We start from the raw sequence: 20,864 nt of genomic DNA, 5'->3' as shown, positions 1-20,864 counted from the left end.
TTTCCTCCCAGGTTGGCTGTCGACACGCGGAACGCCTTGGCAAACTCTCAACCTCAACCAGAGGGTTATAGTTATGTCAAGTTGTTCCGCGCAACCAGAACGGTAGGGTGCGCCCGCGGGTGATCCGTGCAGGCGCGCCGACACGCACGCAAAGATTTCTCGGGGATTTATTTCACTGTCGGCAGGTCCGGGCTCGAGACGTCGTACGTCTTGCCCGGCTGAGTGAGCAACGCCGCGAGCTTGAGCGCCTTCTCCTCGGTGCGGTCGGTGGTCCCCCAGATCACCTGGCGGCCGTCGGTGAGCTGCAGGGTGATCCCTGCGACCGAGGGCGCGTCGACGCGGGCGACCTGGGCGGCCACCTCCGGACGCAGTGACGTCATGACCTCGAGCGCCGCCTTGGTGGGCGGGTCGTCGGGCCCGGGGTTGGTGGTGTCGAGGTACGGGACGCCGGGCGGCGGCGGGGCGATCGCGAAATCCACGCCGTCGCGGTCGAACAGGTGCGGCCCGTCGGGATAGTCCTTGACCACCACCGGCACCCGTTCGACGACGGTCACGCGCAGGGTGGACGGATACTCGCGCTGGACCCGCACGCTGGCGACGCGCCGGATCGCGGCCACCCGCTCGGCGACTGCGTCGGTGTTGACCTGCAGCAGCGGCGTCCCGGGGGCAACCGCCACCGCGTTGGTGACCTCTTCCTGCGTCAGCGCGCCGAGCCCGACGATGACGATGTTGCGTGCCGACATGATCGGCGTGAAGTACAGCAGCAGGCCGAGCCCGACGACGATCACGCTGATCAGCGCGGACCACATGAGCGCCTTGAGGCCTCGAACCGCGCCGCGCCCAAGCTTTCTCGTGTTGTCGGTGCCGGTGGCGCGGCGCTTGGCGGCGCGCCGGGCCTCTTCGATGGCCATGGCGCGGGCCTGGGCCGCGCGGCGCTCCTCGCGCTCGCGGCGGGCGCGGCGCCGGGGTCCCTCGAAGTCGGTTTCCGCGGCCGGGGGCGTCGGCTGCGCCTCTGTTGTCTGCCTTTCTGCCGCCGCTGCCCCGCCGTCGGGGGTCCCCGCCGGGGTGTCGTCGGGCGCCGGCTCCGCGTTGGTGTCGGTGCCTGCGGGCTCGGCTCCGGCGGGCGAGGCGTCGGGCGGCACGGCCGGCTCGGGTGATTCGGTCGCGTCGGTGGACTCGTTGGGCTGGGTGGGCCCGTTCGGGTCCGTCATCCCGGCACCGCCCCCTGCCCACCGGGCGCACCGCGGTTGGCCCTGACCCGCAGGGCGTTCACGATCTCCGGACCGAGCATGGTGACATCGCCCGCTCCCATGGTGACGACGACATCGCCCGGCCGAACCGATTCGGCGACGCGCTCGGCGACCGCCGAGAAGTCCGGAATGTAGGTGACGGGCACGGTGACGTGTTCGGCGATGATCGCGCCGCTCACCCCGGCGATCGGTTGTTCGCGGGCCGCATAGACGTCCAGCACGAACACTTCATCCGCCTGGTCCAGCGCCTGCGCGAACTCCTTCGCGAAAGCCTTTGTACGCGAATACAAGTGGGGCTGGAATACCACGATCGACCGGCCGTTTCCCGCCACCGTCCGCAGGGTGTTCAGGTTGGCACGGACCTCGGTCGGGTGGTGCGCGTAGTCATCGAAGACACGCGCGCGGTTCACGGTGCCCACGAGTTCCATCCGCCTGCGCACCCCTTCGAACCCGGCGAGGCCGTCGAGCACGGCGTCGACAGGCGCCCCGGCGTTCACCGCGGCCAGCAGCGCGCCCAGTGCATTGAGCGCCATGTGCCTACCGGGCACCGCCAGCCGCATCACCCACGGTTGGGGGTCGCCAGCCAACCGCACGTGCGCGACGGCGCCGGTGTCGTGTTGCTCCCAGCTCAACAGGGTGGCGTCGGTCGCCGTGGCCGGGTCGCTGCCGTAGCGCAGCACGCGGATGCCGAGCGCCTCGGTGCGATCGGCGAGCGCCGCCCCGCCGGGGTCGTCGACGCAGACCACAAGGGCGCCACCGGGTTTGATGCGCTCGACGAAGTCGTCGAACACCGCGCGGTAGGCCTCCACGGTGCCGAAGAAGTCGAGGTGGTCGGCCTCGATGTTGGTCACTACCGCGATGTCGGGGCTGTACTCCAGCAGCGAGCCGTCGCTCTCGTCGGCCTCCGCGACGAAACAGTCGCCGCTGCCGTGGTGGGCGTTGGTGCCCGCCTCGCCGAGATCCCCGCCGACCGCGAACGACGGATCGAACCCGCAGTGCTGCAGGCTGACTATCAGCATCGAGGTCGTCGTCGTCTTGCCGTGGGTACCGGTCACCATCAGCGTCGTGTGCCCGGCCATCAACTTGGCGAGCACGACCGGCCGCAGAATCACCGGTATGCCGCGCCTGCGGGCCTCGACCAGTTCGGGATTCGTCTTGGGGATGGCGGCATGCGTGGTGATGACGGCCGTCGGCCCGCCCGGCAGCAGGTCCAGCGAGGACTCGTCGTGGCCGATCCGGATCGACGCGCCGCGCGCCTGCAGCGCCACCACACCGCGCGACTCCTTGGCATCCGAGCCGGACACCATGGCGCCGCGGTCCAGCAGGATGCGGGCGATTCCCGACATGCCCGCTCCCCCGATGCCGACCATGTGCACGCGCTGCAGCTCGTCGGGCAATGGCTTCTGGTTCACCGCAGGCTCTTTCGGGTCGATGCGCGGGCGACCTCGAGGGCGACCTCGGCCACTTTCTGCGCGGCGTCGCGATGGCCGGCCAGCGCGGCGGCCGCCGTCATCGCCTCCAATTTCCCTGGCGTGCTGAACAAGTCGGTGACAGTGTCGGAGACGAACTGCGGCGACAGGTCGGCGTCGTCGACGAGGATGCCGCCTCCGGCGTTCACCACGGGCAGGGCGTTGAGTCGCTGTTCCCCATTGCCGATCGGCAGCGGCACATACACCGCAGGCAGTCCGACCGCCGTCACCTCGGCGACCGTCATGGCCCCGGACCGGCAGATCGCGAGATCGGCTGCCGCATAGGCGAGGTCCATCCGGTCCAGGTACGGCACGGCGACGTACGGCGGGTCCCCCTCGGCGGGCTGCCGCAGCTGGAGAGTGTTCTTCGGACCGTGTGCATGGAGCACGGAGATGCCCGCCACGGCAAGGTCTTTGGCGGCGGCCGAGACCGCCCGGTTGAGCGACTGCGCGCCCTGTGAACCGCCGAACACCAGCAACACCTTGGCGTCATCGGCGAACCCGAAGTGCGCGCGGGCCTCGGCGCGCAGTGCGGCGCGGTCCAACGCCGTGATCGCGGCGCGCACCGGCACCCCGACCACCTCGACGGCGCGCAGGCCCGGATTGGACACCGCGGACAGCACCCGTTGCGCCGACCGGGCGCCGACCTTGTTGGCCCAGCCCGCGCGGGCATTGGCCTCGTGGATCACCACCGGGACGGGTCTGTGTCGGAGCCCGCGCCGGGCGGCCAGATAGGCGGGCAGCGCGACGTAGCCGCCGAATCCGATGACGACGTCGGCGTCGACGTCGGCGAAGACCGCACGGGTCTGGCGTACCGCCCGACGAATCCGCATCGGCAGCCGGGCCAGGTCGGCGGACGGTTTGCGCGGAAGCGGGACCGGCGTGATCAGTTCCAGGTGATAGCCGCGTTCGGGCACCAGCCGGGTTTCCAGGCCGCGCTCGGTGCCCAGCGCGGTGATCCGCACGTCAGGGTCGATTGCTCGCAGGGCGTCGGCCACCGCCATCGCCGGTTCGACATGGCCTGCCGTCCCACCGCCCGCGAGCACCACGGATATCCCCCGCTGTTGCCCCCGAGGGTCCGAAACCGTGCGTTTCACCCGTAACGCTGACCTTCCAGTGTGCGAACCCGTCGGCCTCTCCGATCATGGCCGTCTCCATGATGCCTTGGGGCTCGCACGGCCCTGCCGGCCGTAGCGGTTTGGCGCCGGTTCTCCCGGGCGGGCTTGCGGGCGGTCCTGGTCGTCCGCGATGCCGGACGCGGGCGCGGTTCCTTCTTGGTCTTGGCCTCCGCACGCGCCTTGCCCTTCGCACCGCGCGTACCCAGCCGGTCGCGCAGCGCCTCGGTACGGGTGGGCACATAGGGCGCCGGTAGCGGCAGTCGCAGCAGCCGGTTGACCTTGTCGTCGCGGCCCGCCCGCAGCGCGGCCACCGCCTCGGGTTCGTGCCGGGCGGCGTTTGCCATGATCCCGATCATCAAAAGCGTTGTCGCCGTTGATGTTCCACCGGCCGAGATGAGCGGCAGCTGCAGCCCGGTCACCGGCAGCAGGCCCACCACATAGCCGACGTTGATGAACACCTGCCCCATCACCCACAGGGTGGCGGTGGCGGTCAGCAGACGCAGGAAGGGATCGGCCGAGCGACGGGCGATCCGCATGCCGGTGTAGGCGAACAGCCCGAACAGGCACAGCAGGCCCGCCGCCCCGACGAACCCTAGTTCCTCACCGATGATGGCGAAGATGAAGTCGTTGTGGGCGTTGGGCAGGTAGTTCCACTTGGCGGTGCCCTGCCCCAGTCCGTCGCCGAAGAAACCACCGTTGGCCAGCGCGAAACGCGCCTGTCGGGCCTGATAGCCCGCCCCCTGGGTGTCGGCGCCCGGGTTCAGCCACGACATCACCCGGTCGGAGCGATAACCCTCGGCCATGGCCAGCGCCGCCGCCGAGACGAGGACCGCCAGCAGCGACGAGACGAACACCCGCAGCGGCAGGCCGGCGTACCAGAGCAGACCGAGCAGGATGATGCCCAGCGACACCGTCTGCCCGAGGTCCGGCTGGGCGACGATGAGCGCCAGGGCGACGACCGCCGCAGGCACCAGCGGGATCAACATCTCGCGCAGCGACGCGCGCTCCATGCGCCGCGCGGCCAGCAGGTGCGCCCCCCAGATCAGGAACGCGATCTTGGCCAGTTCCGACGGCTGCATCGAAAAGCCGTGGATGACGAACCAACCGCGAGAACCGTTGGCCACCTTGCCGATTCCGGGGATCAGCACCAGGATCAGCAGGATGATCGTGACGGCGAATCCGGTGAACGCCAGGTTGCGCATCAACTGAATGGGCATCCGCATCGCGACATAGAAGGCGAAGAGCCCGACCACGGTCCACAGCAGCTGCCTGGCGAACACCATCCACGGCGACCCGTCCGTGTCATAGGAGTACACGCCGGACGCGGAGAGCACCATCGTCAAGCCCAGGATCACCAGCAGCGTCGCCACCGCGATGATGAGGTGGAACGACGTCATCGGCCTGCCAAGCCAGGCGCCGAACCGGGTACGCGGCCCCTTCGCGACCGCCGCATCCTGCGCCGGTGTGTCGTCACCCGTCCTGCGGAGCCGCAATCGGGTCAGGATGTTGCTCATTGCGCTACCCGGACAGAGCGCGCACGGCGGCGGCAAACGCGTCACCGCGATGGCCGTAGCCGCTGAACTGGTCGAAGGATGCCCCGGCCGGTGCCAGCAGGACGGTGTCCCCAGGTCGGGCGAGACCGGACGCGGCCTCGATGACGGCCGTCATCACCGCCTCGCCAGTCACACCAGTCTCATCTTTCCCATGCACCCCAAAATCCTCCCCCGTCACAGGCTCAACAACGGGGACATCTGGGGCGTGTCGCGATAACGCATCGGCGATCTGTGCCCGGTCGCGGCCGATCAGCACCGCTCCGACCAGCCGGTTCGCCACCGTGGCCACGAGGTCGTCGACCGAGGCGCCCTTGAGCAACCCGCCGGCGATCCAGACCACGCGCGGATACGCGGCGATCGACGCCTGCGCGGCGTGCGGATTGGTGGCCTTGGAATCGTCGACGTAGGTGACCCCGTCATAGACGCCGATGATCTCGGCGCGGTGGCTTCCCACCTGGAATCCGGCGAGCGCGTCCGCGATCGGGGCGGGCGGCACACCGACGGCGCGGGCCAGAGCCGCGGCGGCCAGCGCGTCGAGCACCCCAACCGGCCCGGCAACCGGAATCGATGCGGTGTCTGCCAGCGGTACCCGTTCGCCGAACGCGTTGTCGACGAGCATCCCGTCGACCACGCCGAGCTCGCCCGCCGCAGGCTCGCCCAGCCGGAAGCCGACCTTCACCGGGGCCGCGGCCGTGTCCAGGAGTCCGGCGGCGACGGGGTCGTCCAGACCGACCACCGCGACACGGCCCTGGAGCACCCGGGCCTTGTCGCCGGCATACGCCGCCATGCTGCCGTGCCAGTCCAGGTGGTCCTCGGCGACGTTGAGGACGGCACCCGCCTCCGGGCGCACGGATGGCGCCCAGTGCAGTTGGAAGCTGGACAGCTCGACGGCCAGCACATCGGACGGTTCGGCGAGCACGTCGATGACGGGGTTGCCGATGTTGCCGCACAGCACCGCCCGTTGCCCCGCGGCGACCAGCATGGCGTGCAGCATCGATGTCGTGGTCGTCTTGCCGTTGGTTCCGGTGACGATGAGCCACTTCCGCGGCGGACCGAACCGGCCGGAACTGTCCAGTCGCCAAGCCAATTCGACGTCGCCCCAGATCGGCACCCCGGCGTCGGCGGCGGCGGCCAGCACGGGTGCAGTCGGCGGGAATCCGGGGCTCGTCACCACGAGGTCATAGTCGGCAATGCTCGCCTGCGCCTCGGCGACGGTGACCACCGACGCCGGTGTGATCAGACGTTGCAGCGCCAGCGGATCGTCGTCGCAGATAGTCAGCCGCACCCCGGTCGGCTCCAGCACGGCACTCACCGAACGGCCGGTGATACCCGCGCCGGTCACCAGCACGCGCGCCCCAGGCGCCAGCAGATCCAGATCGCTCACGTCAGGCGCCGACGGTGGTGAGCCACTCGCTGTAGAACAGTGCGACACCGAGTCCGCAGGCGATCGCGGTCAACAGCCAGAAGCGGATGATGACAGTGGTTTCGGCCCACCCCACCAGTTCGAAATGGTGGTGGAACGGCGCCATCCGAAACACCCGGCGCCCGGTCGTGCGGAACGCCAGGATCTGCACGACCACCGAGGTGACCTCGGCGACGAACAACGCGCCGAGCACGACGGCAAGCATCTCGGTGCGGCTCGTCACCGACAGCCCGGCGATGATGCCGCCGAGCGCGAGCGATCCCGTGTCGCCCATGAATATCTTGGCGGGCGCGGCATTCCACCACAGGAACCCGATACAGGCGCCGGCCGTCGCCGCCGCGACGATCGCGAGGTCCAGCGGGTCGCGGACGTTGTAACAGCCCAGCCCGGGGCTGATCGCGCACGCGTTGCGGAACTGCCAGAACGTGATCAGCACATAAGCCGCACACACCATCGCCATCGCGCCGGCGGCCAGCCCGTCCAGGCCGTCGGTGAAGTTCACCGCGTTGGACCACGCGTAGATCATCGTGACGCAGAACAGGATGAACAGCGCGGGCGGCAGTGTGACCGTGGCGATCTCGCGGACGTAGGACAGGTCCGCGCTGCCCGGCGTCAACCCGTCGCTGTTGCGGAACTGCAGTGCGAGCACACCGAACATCACGGCGGCGGCCAGGATGCCGACGGTCTTCGCCGTCTTGTTCAGGCCGAGGTTGCGCGCCCGCCGGATCTTGATCAGGTCGTCCACGAAGCCAACGATGCCGAGTGCGGTCGCCAGTCCCAGCACGAGCAGACCCGACGCGGACGGGCCCTTACCGTCGATCACCACGCCCACCAGATGGGTGACCAGATAGGACGCCCAGATGCCCGTGACGATGGCCACCCCGCCCATCGACGGGGTGCCCCGCTTCTTGTGGTGACTGGGCGGCCCGTCCTCGCGGATCTCGTGACCGAAGCCCTGCCTGGTGAACAGCCGGATCAGCACCGGGGTCAGCAATATCGAGACCGTCAGGGCGATGGCGACGGCGATGAGGATCTGCCTCATGCGGTGGTGTCCCCGGTCTCGGTGACACCGTTGTCGGCACTGTCGGCGATCAGGGCGTCGGCAAGGGCGCCCAGCCCGGCCGCATTGGAGCCTTTCACCAGCACCACGTCGCCGGCCTGCAGCTCCTCCCGCAGCAGTGCCAGCGCAGCGTCGGCGTCGGCGACCTGGGTGGACTCAGAGCCCCACGACCCCTCCATCACCGCGCCGTGGTGCATGGCGCTCATAGCCCTCCCCGTTCCGATGACGATCAGTCGTGACACATCTAATCGCACGGCCAGTCGCCCGATGCTGTCATGTTCCGATATCGCGTCGTCACCGAGTTCGGCCATTTCGCCCAGTACGGCCCAGCTGCGGCGTTCGGACGCGCCGCTCCGACTCATCCAAGCCAGCGCCTTGAGCCCGGCGCGCATCGAGTCGGGGTTGGCGTTGTAGGCGTCGTTGACGATCGTGACGCCGTCGGCGCGGGTGGCCACCTGCATGCGATGTTTGGAGGCCGGACCCGCCGCGGCGAGCGCGGCCGCGACCTGTTCGAGGGTCGCACCGCATTCCAGTGCCACGGCCGCCGCGCACAGCGCGTTGGACACCTGATGGTCGCCGTGGACCGCCAGCGTGACGTCGACTTGATCGCCCCCGGCGTGCAGCGTGAACCGCGGGCGGGCCAGCTCGTCGAGCGTCACCGCGTCGGCCCACACGTCGACCTGGGCGCCGGGTTCCCGCGACACCCGCACGACGCGCGCCGCGGTCACATCGGCCATCGCCGCCACCGCGGTGTCGTCTACGTTGAGTATCACCGCACCCGAGGACGGGACCGATTGGGGCAGTTCGGCTTTCGTTTCCGCAATCGCTTCGCGGGAACCGAACTCGCCGAGGTGCGCGGTGCCCACGTTGAGCACGACCGCGATCGACGGCGGCGCGATCGCGGCCAGCGCCGCGATGTTGCCGCGGTGCCTGGCCGACATCTCCAGCACCAGGAAGTCGGTGGCGTCCGTCGCGCGCAACACCGTCCAGGGATGGCCGAGTTCGTTGTTGAACGAGCCCGGCGGTGCGACGACCTCACCGAGCGGGGCGAGCACCGCGGCGATCAGGTCCTTGGTCGAGGTCTTCCCCGACGAGCCGGTGACACCGATGATCGTCAGCCCGCCGTCGACGAGCTTCGCGGCGACGGCCCCGGCCAGGCGCGCGAGTGCCGCCAGCACCGCCGCGCCGGAGCCGTCGACGTCGTGTTCGAGGACGCTGGCGCTCGTATCGCCGGCCGCGGGCTCGACGACGATCGCGGGCACCCCCACCGGCCGCGCGGCCAGCACCGCGACCGCACCCTGCTCGACCGCGGCGGCCGCGAAGTCGTGTCCGTCGGAGTGGGCGCCCGGAAGCGCGAGGAACAGTCCGCCGGGGCCGACGGCCCGCGAGTCGAACTCGACGGTCCCGGTGACCCTGGTGGCGGCGGCCTCTTCGGCGCTGATGTCGGCGAGGCGGCCCCCGACGATGTCGGCGATCTCGGCGATGGTCAGATCGATCACGCGCGACGACCCAACGCCTCGAGCGCCGCGGCGAGCTCGTCGCGGTCGTCGAACGGTCGCGTCACGCCGCGGCTGGTCTGCCCCGGCTCGTGGCCTTTGCCCGCTACGAGCACGGTGTCTCCGTGTTGCGCCCAGCCGACCGCGTAGTCGATGGCCTCGCGCCGGTCGCCGATCTCGACGACCTCTGCGGCGGTGTCCGCGGCGCCTGCGACGATCGCCGCACGAATCGCCGCGGGATCCTCGTCCCGGGGGTTGTCGTCGGTGACCACGACCAGGTCGGCCAGTTCGGCTGCGACCCGGCCCATCGGTTCGCGCTTGCCCGCGTCGCGGTTGCCGCCCGCGCCGAACACCACGGCCAGCCGCCCGGCGCTCTGCTCGCGCAAGGTCTGCAGCACCGCCTTCAGCGCGCCCGGCTTGTGCGCGTAGTCGACCAGCGCGAGAAACGGCTGCCCGCGGTCGACGGGTTCCAGTCGCCCGGGAACGGTCGCGGTGCGCAGCCCCGGCGCCGCCTGTTCCGGCGACACCCCGACGGCGTCCAGCAGCGCGACCGCCAGCAGGCAGTTGGCCACATTGTAGCGGCCGGGCAGGCCGATCCTCAGTCCGTGGTGCACGCCCGCGGGATCGACGGCGAGGAATTCCTGGGACGTCTCGGCGCCTGAGCCGACCGCGCGCACGTCCTCGACGCCCCAGTCGGCGTCTCGCCCGGTCGCGCTCACCGTCACCGGGTCGGAGGCCAGCGCGGCGATCGCCTCGCCCGCCTCGTCGTCGATGCACACCACCGAAGCGCTTGCGTGCGTTGCGGATTCGGGCTTGAAGAGCTGAGCCTTGGCGTCGAAGTAGTCCTGCATCGTCGGATGGAAGTCCAGATGGTCGCGGGACAGGTTGGTGAACCCGCCGACCGCGAACCGCACGCCGTCCACGCGGCCCAGGGTCAACGCGTGGCTCGACACCTCCATGACGACGGTGTCGACGCCTTGCTCGACCATTACGGCCAGCAGCGCCTGCAGGTCGGGCGCCTCGGGTGTGGTCAGCGTGCTGGGCTGATCGCGGCCGTCGATGCGGATGCCGACCGTGCCCACCAGCCCGGACTTGTGCTCGGCCGAGCGCAGCCCGGCCTCGACAAGATAGGTGGTGGTGGTCTTGCCCGACGTTCCGGTGACGCCGATGACACGCAGCTTTTCCGACGGATGCCCGTAGACCGTCGCGGCCACTTCGCCGAGGACCGACCGCGGCGCCGGGTGGACGAGCACCGGTACACCGATGTCGTCCCCGATCTCGGCGACCCCCGCGGCGTCGGTGATGATCGCCACGGCTCCGCCTGAGACGGCCTGTCCGGCGTGGCGAGCACCGTGAGACGCCGAGCCCGGAAGGGCGGCGAACAGGTCGCCCGCCACGACGTCCTGGCTGCGCAGCGTCACCCCGGTGATCCGGAGATCGGGCAGCCGCACACCTTTGGCGGGCACCGCGGACACCTGCTCGGCAAGCAGTGCGAGCGCAATGCCCTCGGGGTGGCTGGGACGCAGATTCATGGCGTCCACACGTTACCGGCCCGGCGCCCGGCCCATTTCGCCGATCAGTCGGCTACAAGCGTCAGCCGCGGGCCTTCGGGTGACAGCGGCACGTTCTCCCGTTGGAGCAACCACGAGGCGATGTTGTGAAACAGCGGCGCCGCCGTCGTCCCGGGCTGACCGTCGGCCGTGCGGTGCGGGTTGTCCATCATCACGCCGACGACATAGCGCGGATCGTCGGTCGTGGCGATGCCGGCGAAGGTGATCCAGTAGACGTCGTTGTAGTAGCAGCCGCAGCCCGGGTTGATCTGCTGGGCGGTGCCGGTCTTGCCCGAGAGCTGGTAGCCCTCGACGGCGCCCTGCGAGCCGGTGCCCTGCTGCACGCCGGTCGGGTCGCGCTGCAGCGTCGCCCGCAGCATCTGCCGAACGGTGCGCGCGGTCTCCGCCGACACCACCCGAACTCCGTCGGGGCGGGGTTCGTCGGTGCGCGTGCCGTCGGGCGCGATGATGGCCTTGACGATGCGCGGCGGAATCCGCACGCCGTCGTTGGCGATGGTCTGGTACATGCCCGTCATCTGCAGCAGGGTCATTGAAAGACCTTGTCCGATGGGCAGGTTGGAGAACGTGCTGCCCGACCACTGGTCGATCGGCGGGACCAGACCGGCGCTCTCGCCCGGCAGCCCGACGCCGGTGCGCTGGCCGAGCCCGAACTTGCGCACCATCTCCGCGAACTTCTGCGGACCGAGGCGCTGGGCGAGCATCAGCGTGCCGACGTTGGAGGACTTCCCGAAGATACCGGTCGTGGTGTACGGCATGGTGCCGTGCTCCCAGGCGTCGCCGACGGTCACCCCGCCCATGTGGATCGAGCCCGGCACCTGCAGGACCTCGTCGGGGTTCGACAGCCCGTATTCGATCACCGAGGAGGCGGTGATGATCTTGTTGACCGAACCGGGTTCGAATGGCGACGACACCGCGGGGTTACCCAGTTGGCGATGTTCCTGCCTGCCGATGTCCTGGCTGGGATCGAAGGTGTTGTCGTTCGCCATCGCGAGCACCTCGCCGGTCTTCGCGTCGAGCACCACGGCTGACGCGTTCTTCGCACCGGAGAGATCCTTGGCCTGCTGAACCTGTTGCTGCACATAGAACTGGATGTCGTCGTCGAGGGTCAGCATCACCGTCGAGCCGTCCACCGCATCGTGGCGGTTGCGGTAACTCCCGGGGATCACGACTCCGTCGGAGCCGCGGTCGTAGGTGACCGAACCGTCGGTGCCGGCCAGCACCGCGTCCATCGAGTCCTCCATGCCCAACAGACCGTGGCCGTCCCAGTCGATACCGCCGACGATGTTGGCCGCCAGCGATCCGCCCGGGTACTGGCGCAGGTCCTGACGCTCCGAGCCGACCTCGGGGAACTTGGTGGTGATGGCGTCCGCGATGGCCGGGTCGACCGCACGCGCGAGATAGACGAACGTCTCGTTGCTCTTGAGCTTCTTGAGCACCGTCGCGGCATTGGGCTTGTTGTTCAACCGCAATGCGACCTCGGCGGCAATGTCACGCATCCGCTGTTCCGGAGTCGGCGCATCGGGAGTCTTCGCCCGCGCCTCTTCGAGCTGCTTGCGGATCTTGAGCGGTTGGAACGTCAACGCGCGAGCCTCGATCGTGAAGGCGAGCTTGTCGTTGTTGCGGTCGACGATCGCACCGCGTACCGCCTTGTCGACGTCGGTGACCTTGAGCTGGCTCGCCGCCTCGGCGCGCAACCCCTCGGCGCGTGGCACCTGGAGGTTGAACAGCTGCCCGGCCGCGATGATCAGCACCAGGAAGATGACGGCATTTCCGACCCGGTGCCGGAACACGAAGGACGCACTGCGCAGACCGGCGTCGGGCGCGGGCATGCGGGTGCGCCGCGAGCGCGCCGAACGCTCCTGCATCTTCACCACGGGGCGCTCCTTCGGCTTGCCGCCGCGTGCGGCGCCCTTGCCGCGGCTCATGCGGGCGCCCCCGGGGCCGGCGCGGTGACCGGGCCGGGCGCCGGCGGCACCGTCAGCGGCTGCTGGAGCAATGGCGCGGACGGCGCGGCCGGGGCGGCGGGCATCGGCCCCAGCGCGGGCAGCGTCCCCGCTCCGTGGGGCACTTCGGCACCGGGTGCGGTCGGCGCGGGAACGGCAGGTGTCACCGGCGTCGGTTGACCGGTACCGGGAGTGGGTGCGAGACCGGTTGGCTGGGGTACCCGCACGGTGAGCTCACGCGGCTCGACGACGCGCGCTTGCGGGCCCTGCGTAGCGGTGGGGGCGGGAGCGGCAGGCGTCTCGTCGGGCAGCGGTGTGTTGAGTGGCGGCGGCGGAACGCCTTCGGCGGGTTTGGGGGTGCCGACAACGATCCAGTTGCCTGCGGGATCCTGCACGAGGTGCGCGGTGTCGCGGGACGGGATCATGCCGAGTTCGCGCGCCGCCTCGGCCAACGCGGGTGCCGCCTGGGCCTCGAGGACGTCGCGCTCGAGCGCTTCCTTCTGTTGCAGCAGAGCCTGATTCGTCTCACGGGCGGAGCCGAGTTGATAGGACCGCTCCGCGGCGTCGGTCGACAGCCACAGCGTGGTGCCCAGGCCGACGCCCAGCGATCCGATGACCAGGACGACGAACGGCACCCTGGCGACCAGGGTGCGGGGGTTCAGGTCGATGGATGCCAGCTTGAGGATGATGCGTTCGCGCAGTGGCGGCCGGATGACCTTGGGCGCCTTCGCCTTCCGAGCCTTGGCGCGGGCCTTGGCCTGACCGGCGTTCTTCGGACGGCCGGGCGCGCCCTTCGGCCGCGAAATCGGGTTGGTCTTCGGCGCCGAACGCGCGGGCCGCTGCTCGCGGGCGGGCTTGCGGCGCGACGGGGCTTCCGGGGCGCGACGACCGTTGCGGGGGCTGCGGCGGCGCTCGTCGTTCCCGCGCGCCGGTGCCGAACGCTTGACCTTCTTGGGCTGCTTCGCCTTCATCGAGATCCCCCAACTTTCTCCAGTGCCCGCAGCCGCACCGACGCGCTACGTGGGTTCAAAGCGATCTCCTCGGCTCCCGCGCGCTCCGCACCGCGGGTCAAGGCGACGAATTCCGGCTCGTGGCCCGGCAATTCAACCGGCAGCCCCGGCGGCGTCCGGGACGACGTGGCCGCCGCGAACTGGTTCTTCACGATGCGGTCCTCGAGGGATTGGTAGGCCATCACCACGATTCGGCCGCCGGGAGCCAACGCGTCGAGCGCCGCGGGCAGCGCGTTGCGTAGCGATTCCAGCTCACCATTGACGGCGATGCGCAATGCCTGGAAGGTCCGCTTCGCCGGATGTCCACCGGTGCGGCGGGCCGGGGCCGGAATCGCTTGGTACAGAAGCTCAACCAGCTCGCCGGTGGTCGAGAACGGTCGCGTGGCACGCCGCCGGGTGATCTGCGCGGCGATGCGGCTGGCGAACCGCTCCTCACCGAACTCACGCAGGATCCGGGTCAGCGTCCGTTCGTCGTAGGTGTTGACGACCTCGGCGGCGGTCAGCGGTGCGTCGGGATCCATCCGCATGTCGAGTGGGGCGTCCGACGCGTACGAGAAACCGCGCTCGGTGCGGTCCAGTTGCATCGAGGACACCCCGAGGTCGAAGAGGATGCCGTCGACGAGGGGCGCACTGCCCTCCCAGTAACCGGATTGCTCGAGTGCTCCTGCGATCCCGTCGTAGCGGGTGCGCACCAGCAGGACCCGGTCACCGAACTGCGACAACCGCTCGCCGGCGATCCAGAGCGCGTTGGGATCGCGGTCCAGGCCGATCAACCGCAGTGCGGGGAATTCGGTGAGGAATCGTTCCGCATGCCCGCCCGCGCCGAGGGTGGCGTCGACGAGCACGGCGCCGCTGCCGTCGGGGGCGGTGCGGGTCAGTGCCGGACCCAGCAGTTCGACGCAGCGGTCGAGCAGGACGGGAATGTGTCCGTGATCGGTGGAGTCTTCTGGAACATCGGGCATCGCTGTGCCTCCGTCTAAGCCTCCGGTGAAGGCCCCTGCATCGAGGTCCCTGCCCGAGAGCGCGGACCTGGCGTCGGGGAAGTACGCCAGGGCCGGTTCGGGCAGAGGCCACGGTGCAAAGGCAACGTGCCGGCTGGCCGGGGCATCAGATGATGTCGTGCAGAGCTTCATCTGTGGCCGCGGAGAAGTTCTCTTCGTGGGACTGCTGGTATTCCTGCCACGCAGCCGAATCCCAGATCTCGAGGTAGTCGACCGATCCGATCACCACGCAGTCCTTCGAGAGGTTGGCGTAGCGGCGATGATCGGCCGACAACGTGATCCGGCCTTGTGAGTCGGGGTGCTGTTCATCGGTGGCCGCGGCGAGATTACGCAGGAATGCCCGGGCCTCCGGATTGCTCCGGGACGCCTGCGATGCCCGTCGTGCCAGTTTTTCGAACTCCGCACGCGGATAGACGGCAAGGCTGTGATCTTGGCTTTTCGTGACCATCAACCCTCCTGCCAGCGCGTCGCGGAATTTGGCGGGCAGTGTGAGCCGCCCCTTGTCATCGAGTTTCGGCGTGTAGGTGCCGAGAAACATCTCGCCACCTCCCGATACTCCGAAGCCTCGGTTGCTCCGTTGCCGCCACTTTACCCCACAATCCCCCACTTTGCTCCAAAAATGCAGGCGAGTTGTGGTGATCTCCCCACTTTGCGCCCTGGATCAGCCGCTTCTGCACGTCGGAGTCGGGTCCAGTCGTCTTCGGGTTCGGCAAAAGTCCAGGTGGGCGTATTGAAAGCCGCTGGTCACCGGCAGTGGGGCGCGGTGGGGGGAAATTCGCACGCGCCCGCATCGAGCGCGCGGTCGCACACACAAAAACAGGGGCGGCCCGAAATGGGCTGCCCCTGTTGTCGTTTCGTACCTACTCGTCGAAGCGGCGGCGGAACCGGTCCTCCATGCGGCTGGTGAAGGAGCCGGAACCCTTGGCCCGCTTCTGCCGCTGCTGTCCGACCTCGTCGGGGGCCAACCGGCCAGGGCCGCCCGGCACGCGCGGACCCGTGATAGCGAAGACCACGCCGCCGAACATGACGATGAAGCCGATGACGGAAAGGATCGCGAAGTCGCCGATCCGGGTGGCCGGGATCGCGATACCGGCTACCAGCATCGCCAGCCCGATCACAAAAAGCGCTGCACCCTGCAGTCGACGCCGGGTGGAAGGTGTCCGCAGCGTGCCCCCACGGACACTCGAAGCGAACTTCGGGTCCTCGGCATAGAGCGCGCTCTCGATCTGATCGAGCATGCGCTGCTCATGATCGGAGAGTGGCATTCGTCCCTCCCTCGGGGCCTTGGAGCCGATGCGACCGGTCTCAATCGTTCAAACTGGTGTCGCCCGTGTGGACGGCCACCTAACAGTCATGATACGAGGTCAATCTGAGCCGTACCACCTAGTTCGACGCCCGATTGTATGACGTACACCGCCACGGGCGAGCAACACCACGCTCCACTCGATAATGGTGTGAAGGTGATCGCAGGACGCTGTTCAGGGACAGGAGCAAGTTGGCGACATTTCTGATCGGCCTGTCGCCGAGCGACATGCAACGCCGGCTCGGTGAAGCGCTGTCCGTCTACGTCGACGCCATGCGCTACCCGCGCGGTACCGAAGACCAGCGCGCATCGATGTGGCTCGAGCACACCCAGCGGGGCGGCTGGAAGGCGGTCGCCGCCGTCGAAGTCCCCGACGTTCCAGAGGTCCCCGAGCGGGGCGGACCCGACGGGTCGCCACCCTCCGACATCGAGCTGGCCTCGGCACCGCTGCTCGGCATCGCCTACGGCTACTGCGGCGCCCCGGACCAGTGGTGGCAGCAACAGGTGATCGCCGGCCTGCACCGGGTCGGTACCGACTCCGCACGCATCGCCGAGCTGATGACCAGCTACTTCGAGCTGACCGAACTGCACATCCACCCCCGCGCCCAGGGCCGCGGCCTCGGGGAGGCGCTGGCGCGGCGCCTGCTGGCGGACCGACGCGAATCGCACGTCCTGCTGTCGACGCCCGAGATCAACGGCGAAGCCAACCGCGCCTGGCGGCTGTACCGTCGGCTCGGCTTCGCCGACATCATCCGCGGCTACCACTTCGCGGGTGACCCACGGGCCTTCGCCATCCTGGGCCGCACACTGCCTCTTTGAGCCCTCGTGTCTGGCACGATGACCGTGTGTTCGCTGTGTCCGCTCACCAGCCGCGCAACCATGGCACCCGACGGTTGCTCGCCGTTGCCCTGCTGATCTTGATAGTCCTGCCGACCGTCGTCGGCTGCGTCCGGGTCCGCACCTCGATCACGGTGTCGCCGGACGACAGGGTGTCGGGCCAGATCATCGCGGCGGCCAAACAGCGCAACCCCGACGACAAGGGTCCGCAGCTACTCAACAACCTGACCTTCGCCAACAAGGTCGCCGTCTCGGATTACAGCCGCGACGACTACGTCGGTTCACAGGCGGTGTTTTCCGACCTCACCTTCGCCGAACTCCCCCAGCTGGCGAACATGAACCGGGATGCGGCCGGGGTGGACATCTCCCTGCGACGGGCCGGCGACCTGGTGATCCTCGAGGGCCGTGTCGATCTGACCTCGCTGAATGACCCCGACGCCGACGTGACGCTGTCCGTGTCGTTCCCCGGCGAGGTCACGTCGACCAACGGCGACCAGGTGTCGGCCGAAATCGTCGAGTGGCGGCTACGGCCAGGTGTGGTCAGCACGATGAACGCCCAGGCCCGCTACACCGACCCCAGCGCCCGTTCCTTCACCGGTGCGGCGATATGGCTCGCCATCGGCTCGTTCATCGTGGCCGCGATCATCGGCGGGCTGGCGTACTACACCCGTGACCAGTCCCCCCGCGTTGGCGAACCCCAAGGCTGAATGCGGAAAAGGCGGTCCTCTGACTTGCTAAACCGACAGTCGCAGGCTCTACTCTGAAGGCACTCGGGGCGAATAGTGCACAACGAAAGGGGCGCCCGCTGACTGTGTACGCAGCGGCACCGTCAGCCGTCGAGTTGACCAAAGCCGTCACCGAGCAACTCCGCGACTATCTCGCCGAGCGCCGCAGCGAGTGCGCCTACATGGGCCCCGAATACGGCGAACTGACCGCGGCGCTGGAGGAGTTCGTCCTGCGCGGGGGTAAGCGGGTGCGACCAGCGTTCGCGTACTGGGGCTGGCGCGCGGTGGTCGACAAACCTAGCGAGCAGGACGAGGAGCAGGCGATACGGCTGTTCTCCGCGCTCGAGCTGCTGCACGCCTGCGCGCTGGTACACGACGACGTCATCGACGCGTCGGCGACCCGGCGCGGGCTGCCGACGGTACACCGACTGTTCACCGAGAAGCACCGCACCAACGCCTGGCACGGCAACTCCGACCAGTTCGGGATCTCGGCGGCGATCCTGCTCGGCGATCTCGCACTCGTGTGGGCCGACGACATCGTGGCGACGGTCGAGGGGCCGATCGACGCTCACCGTCGCGTGCGTGCGATCTGGAGTGCGATCCGCACCGAGGTGCTCGGCGGCCAGTACCTCGACATCGTCGCCGAGGCCAGCGGCGCCGAATCGGTCGCCTCGGCCATGACGGTCAACCTCTACAAGACCGCGTCATACACCATCACGCGTCCGCTGCAACTGGGCGCCGCCGCGGCGGCGGACCGGCCGGACGTGCAGGCCACGTTCAAGGAGGTCGGCAACAATCTCGGCGTCGCATTCCAGTTGCGCGACGACGTCCTCGGCGTGTTCGGTGACCCCGCGGTCACGGGCAAGCCGTCGGGTGACGACCTGCGCTCGGGTAAGCGGACCGTGCTGCTTGCCGAGGCCGTCGAACTGGCCGAGAAGCACGATCCGATGGGCGCCAAGCTACTTCGCACCTCCATCGGCACCGAACTTTCGGACGCACAGGTGAAAGACCTGTGTCTGGTCATCGAATCCGTCGGGGCGCTCGCCGCCGTCGAAGACCGGATCGATACGTTGACCCGCAGCGCGCTCGCGCTGCTCAACGCCGCACCCATCGACCCGCAGGCCAAGATCGGCCTCTCCGAGCTCGCCAGATTGGCCGCCAACCGGTCCGCCTGAGCATGACAACCTCGTCACCGGCGGCGCCGTCGAAGAAACCGGCCATGGCGCAACGCATCTCACGGTTCGCCTCGTTCGCGACGTCTCCCGAGGCGAAACCGGCCCGCATCGGCGCACTCGGCGCCGTCCTGATCACGGCGGGCGGGCTCGGCGCAGGCAGCACCCGGTTGCACGACCCGCTGCTCGAGTCTTTGCACCTGTCGTGGCTGCGGTTCGGGCACGGGCTGGTGATCTCGTCGGTGCTGCTGTGGGTCGGCGTCGCCCTGATGCTCGTGGCCTGGTTGCGGTTGGGCCGCAGCGTGATCGACCGCACCGCGACCGAGTACACCATGCTCGCGACGACCGCGTTCTGGCTCGCGCCGCTGCTGCTGAGCGTTCCGGTGTTCAGCCGCGACACCTACTCCTACCTCGCGCAGGGTGCGCTCCTGCGCGACGGCTTCGACCCGTATGTGGTCGGGCCCATCGACAATCCGAACTCGCTGCTGGAGAACGTCAGTCCGATCTGGACCACCACCACGGCGCCGTACGGACCCGCCTTCATCCTGGTGGCGAAGTTCGTGACCATGCTGGTCGGCGACGACGTCGTCGCAGGCACGATGCTGTTGCGGCTGTGCATGTTGCCCGGTCTGGCGTTGCTGATCTGGGCGGCGCCGCGGGTGGCCCGCCACGTCGGCGCCAACGGCGCTGCGGCGCTGTGGATATGCGTGCTGAACCCGCTCGTGATCATCCATCTGATGGGTGGCGTCCACAACGAGATGCTGATGGTCGGGCTGATGATGGCCGCGATCGCGCTGACGTTCAGCGGTCACCACGTCTGGGGTGTCAGCCTGATCGCCGTCGCGGTCGCCGTGAAAGCCACAGCGGGCCTTGCGCTTCCGTTCATGGTGTGGGTGTGGACCCGGGATCTGCGCCAGCGTCGTGGTTACGGGCCCGCGAAGGCGTTCGCCGTGGCGACGACGGCCTCGATACTCATCTTCGTCGCGGTGTTCGCGGTGCTGTCACTGGCCGCCGGGGTGGGCCTCGGCTGGCTGACGGCGCTCGCCGGCTCGGTGAAGATCATCAATTGGCTGACGCTGCCGACGGCCGCGGCCAACCTGATCAACGTCATCGGCGGCATCTTCCTGCCAGTGAACTTCTACGCCGTCCTCGACGTCACCCGAATCATCGGCATCGCCATCATCGCGATCTCACTCCCGTTGTTGTGGTGGCGGTTTCGCCACACCGACCGGGAGGCGCTCGTCGGTATCGCGCTGGTGATGGGCGTCGTCGTGCTGTTCGTTCCCGCCGCGCTGCCCTGGTACTACACGTGGCCCCTGGCGGTCGTGGCGGCGCTCGCGCAGAGCAGGCAGTCGATCGCGATCATCGCGGGCCTGTCCACCTGGATCACCGTGATCTGGAAACCCGACGGGGCGCACGGCATGTACTCCTGGACGCACGTGCTGCTGGCCACCGCATGCGCGGTCGGCGCCTGGTACTCGCTCTACAACGCACCCGACCGCGGCGCGGTCAGTACGCCATCGCCTGGGCCCGACGAACCACCTCGCGGGCCTGATGCGAGTGCAACGCATCAACCGGCCGGGCATTAGCCTGCTTGTCCGTCGCCCCGTCGCGGGTGATGGTCAGTGAGGGATCCGGCGTGAACAGCCAGCGCACGATCTCGGTGTCGCGGTAGCCACCGTCGCGTAGCACGACGAGCAGGCCGTGCAGGCTCTTCACCACGTGGCCGGTGTCGTCGAAGAAGATCTTCGGCACCACCACCGAGCCGTTGCGCCGGACACCGATCAGGTGGCCCTCCCGGAGTTGGTGGTGCACCTTGGTCACCGGGACGCCGAGCAGATCGGCGACAGCGGGCAGGTCGTAGACGGCCTCGCCGGGGTCAAGAACATCGTCGGCGGCCGGAATGCTGCTCACGCCACCGAGTCTAGGTCTC

General features: G+C 69.0%; 18 protein-coding genes. 4 read left to right on the top strand and 14 right to left on the bottom strand.

Features of this window, described 5'->3' with window-relative positions; all coding sequences use genetic code 11:
• Positions 1-167 precede the first annotated feature (167 nt).
• The 13 genes from G6N43_RS15140 to G6N43_RS15080 all read right to left on the bottom strand — a co-directional run bounded on the left by G6N43_RS15140 (position 168) and on the right by G6N43_RS15080 (position 16,159).
• Positions 168-1,211, bottom strand: coding sequence for a cell division protein FtsQ/DivIB (locus G6N43_RS15140; RefSeq protein ID WP_179968009.1), 1,044 nt, complete (start codon positions 1,209-1,211; stop codon positions 168-170).
• A complete protein-coding gene (gene murC, locus G6N43_RS15135) occupies positions 1,208-2,662 on the bottom strand; it encodes a UDP-N-acetylmuramate--L-alanine ligase (RefSeq protein ID WP_163658119.1) in 1,455 nt (484 codons plus the stop codon). Before murC ends, G6N43_RS15140 begins: the two co-directional genes overlap by 4 nt.
• Positions 2,659-3,723, bottom strand: coding sequence for an undecaprenyldiphospho-muramoylpentapeptide beta-N-acetylglucosaminyltransferase (murG, locus tag G6N43_RS15130; RefSeq protein ID WP_234810123.1), 1,065 nt, complete (start codon positions 3,721-3,723; stop codon positions 2,659-2,661). The genes murC and murG overlap by 4 nt, the downstream gene beginning before the upstream one ends.
• An 89-nt stretch (positions 3,724-3,812) precedes the next feature.
• Entirely contained in the window at positions 3,813-5,351 is a 1,539-nt protein-coding gene (gene ftsW / locus G6N43_RS15125) for a putative lipid II flippase FtsW (protein ID WP_083152906.1), read from the bottom strand.
• Positions 5,352-5,355: 4 nt separating this feature from the next.
• Positions 5,356-6,774: a UDP-N-acetylmuramoyl-L-alanine--D-glutamate ligase gene (gene murD, locus G6N43_RS15120; RefSeq protein ID WP_083152907.1), complete on the bottom strand. Its 1,419-nt coding sequence runs from the start codon at positions 6,772-6,774 to the stop codon at positions 5,356-5,358.
• Between the two features lies 1 nt (position 6,775).
• Positions 6,776-7,855 (bottom strand): phospho-N-acetylmuramoyl-pentapeptide-transferase, encoded by a 1,080-nt coding sequence (gene mraY / locus G6N43_RS15115; RefSeq protein ID WP_083152908.1) that lies wholly within the window; start codon positions 7,853-7,855, stop codon positions 6,776-6,778.
• Positions 7,852-9,372, bottom strand: coding sequence for a UDP-N-acetylmuramoyl-tripeptide--D-alanyl-D-alanine ligase (locus tag G6N43_RS15110; RefSeq protein WP_083152909.1), 1,521 nt, complete (start codon positions 9,370-9,372; stop codon positions 7,852-7,854). The genes mraY and G6N43_RS15110 overlap by 4 nt, the downstream gene beginning before the upstream one ends.
• A complete protein-coding gene (locus G6N43_RS15105; protein ID WP_083152954.1) occupies positions 9,369-10,901 on the bottom strand; it encodes a UDP-N-acetylmuramoyl-L-alanyl-D-glutamate--2,6-diaminopimelate ligase in 1,533 nt (510 codons plus the stop codon). Before G6N43_RS15105 ends, G6N43_RS15110 begins: the two co-directional genes overlap by 4 nt.
• Positions 10,902-10,945: 44 nt before the next feature.
• On the bottom strand, positions 10,946-12,805 hold the full coding sequence (locus G6N43_RS15100) for a peptidoglycan D,D-transpeptidase FtsI family protein (protein WP_234810124.1): 1,860 nt from the start codon (positions 12,803-12,805) through the stop codon (positions 10,946-10,948).
• Positions 12,806-12,861: 56 nt separating this feature from the next.
• A complete protein-coding gene (locus G6N43_RS15095; protein WP_083152911.1) occupies positions 12,862-13,854 on the bottom strand; it encodes a cell division protein FtsL in 993 nt (330 codons plus the stop codon).
• Positions 13,851-15,026: a 16S rRNA (cytosine(1402)-N(4))-methyltransferase RsmH gene (rsmH, locus tag G6N43_RS15090; protein ID WP_179968008.1), complete on the bottom strand. Its 1,176-nt coding sequence runs from the start codon at positions 15,024-15,026 to the stop codon at positions 13,851-13,853. The genes G6N43_RS15095 and rsmH overlap by 4 nt, the downstream gene beginning before the upstream one ends.
• The gene (gene mraZ / locus G6N43_RS15085; RefSeq protein ID WP_083152913.1) at positions 15,001-15,432 is read right to left on the bottom strand and encodes a division/cell wall cluster transcriptional repressor MraZ; all 432 of its coding nucleotides are present in this window, start codon (positions 15,430-15,432) and stop codon (positions 15,001-15,003) included. The genes rsmH and mraZ overlap by 26 nt, the downstream gene beginning before the upstream one ends.
• Positions 15,433-15,754: 322 nt before the next feature.
• Positions 15,755-16,159, bottom strand: a complete 405-nt coding sequence (locus G6N43_RS15080; protein WP_083152914.1) for an SCO2097 family morphological protein — start codon at positions 16,157-16,159, stop codon at positions 15,755-15,757.
• A 230-nt stretch (positions 16,160-16,389) separates the two neighbouring features.
• Here G6N43_RS15080 and G6N43_RS15075 point away from each other — a divergent pair, with 230 nt between their 5' ends.
• The 4 genes from G6N43_RS15075 to G6N43_RS15060 all read left to right on the top strand — a co-directional run bounded on the left by G6N43_RS15075 (position 16,390) and on the right by G6N43_RS15060 (position 20,520).
• Positions 16,390-17,016: a GNAT family N-acetyltransferase gene (locus tag G6N43_RS15075; RefSeq protein WP_083152915.1), complete on the top strand. Its 627-nt coding sequence runs from the start codon at positions 16,390-16,392 to the stop codon at positions 17,014-17,016.
• A gap of 26 nt (positions 17,017-17,042) precedes the next feature.
• A complete protein-coding gene (locus tag G6N43_RS15070) occupies positions 17,043-17,741 on the top strand; it encodes an LppM family (lipo)protein (RefSeq protein WP_407664901.1) in 699 nt (232 codons plus the stop codon).
• A gap of 104 nt (positions 17,742-17,845) precedes the next feature.
• On the top strand, positions 17,846-18,934 hold the full coding sequence (idsA2, locus tag G6N43_RS15065; protein ID WP_083152917.1) for a bifunctional (2E,6E)-farnesyl/geranyl diphosphate synthase: 1,089 nt from the start codon (positions 17,846-17,848) through the stop codon (positions 18,932-18,934).
• A gap of 44 nt (positions 18,935-18,978) precedes the next feature.
• Complete coding sequence (locus G6N43_RS15060; RefSeq protein ID WP_110810430.1) at positions 18,979-20,520, top strand: alpha-(1->6)-mannopyranosyltransferase A; 1,542 nt, start codon at positions 18,979-18,981, stop codon at positions 20,518-20,520.
• On the opposite strand, the gene G6N43_RS15055 is transcribed toward G6N43_RS15060, so the two are convergent.
• Positions 20,441-20,845, bottom strand: coding sequence for an Rv2175c family DNA-binding protein (locus G6N43_RS15055; RefSeq protein WP_083152919.1), 405 nt, complete (start codon positions 20,843-20,845; stop codon positions 20,441-20,443). The two genes, G6N43_RS15060 and G6N43_RS15055, sit on opposite strands and share 80 nt — an antisense overlap.
• Positions 20,846-20,864: the final 19 nt, after the last annotated feature.

The sequence above is a fragment of the Mycolicibacterium moriokaense genome (assembly GCF_010726085.1).
Lineage (GTDB): Bacteria > Actinomycetota > Actinomycetes > Mycobacteriales > Mycobacteriaceae > Mycobacterium > Mycobacterium moriokaense.
This window is presented reverse-complemented; position numbering and strand designations above follow the sequence as displayed.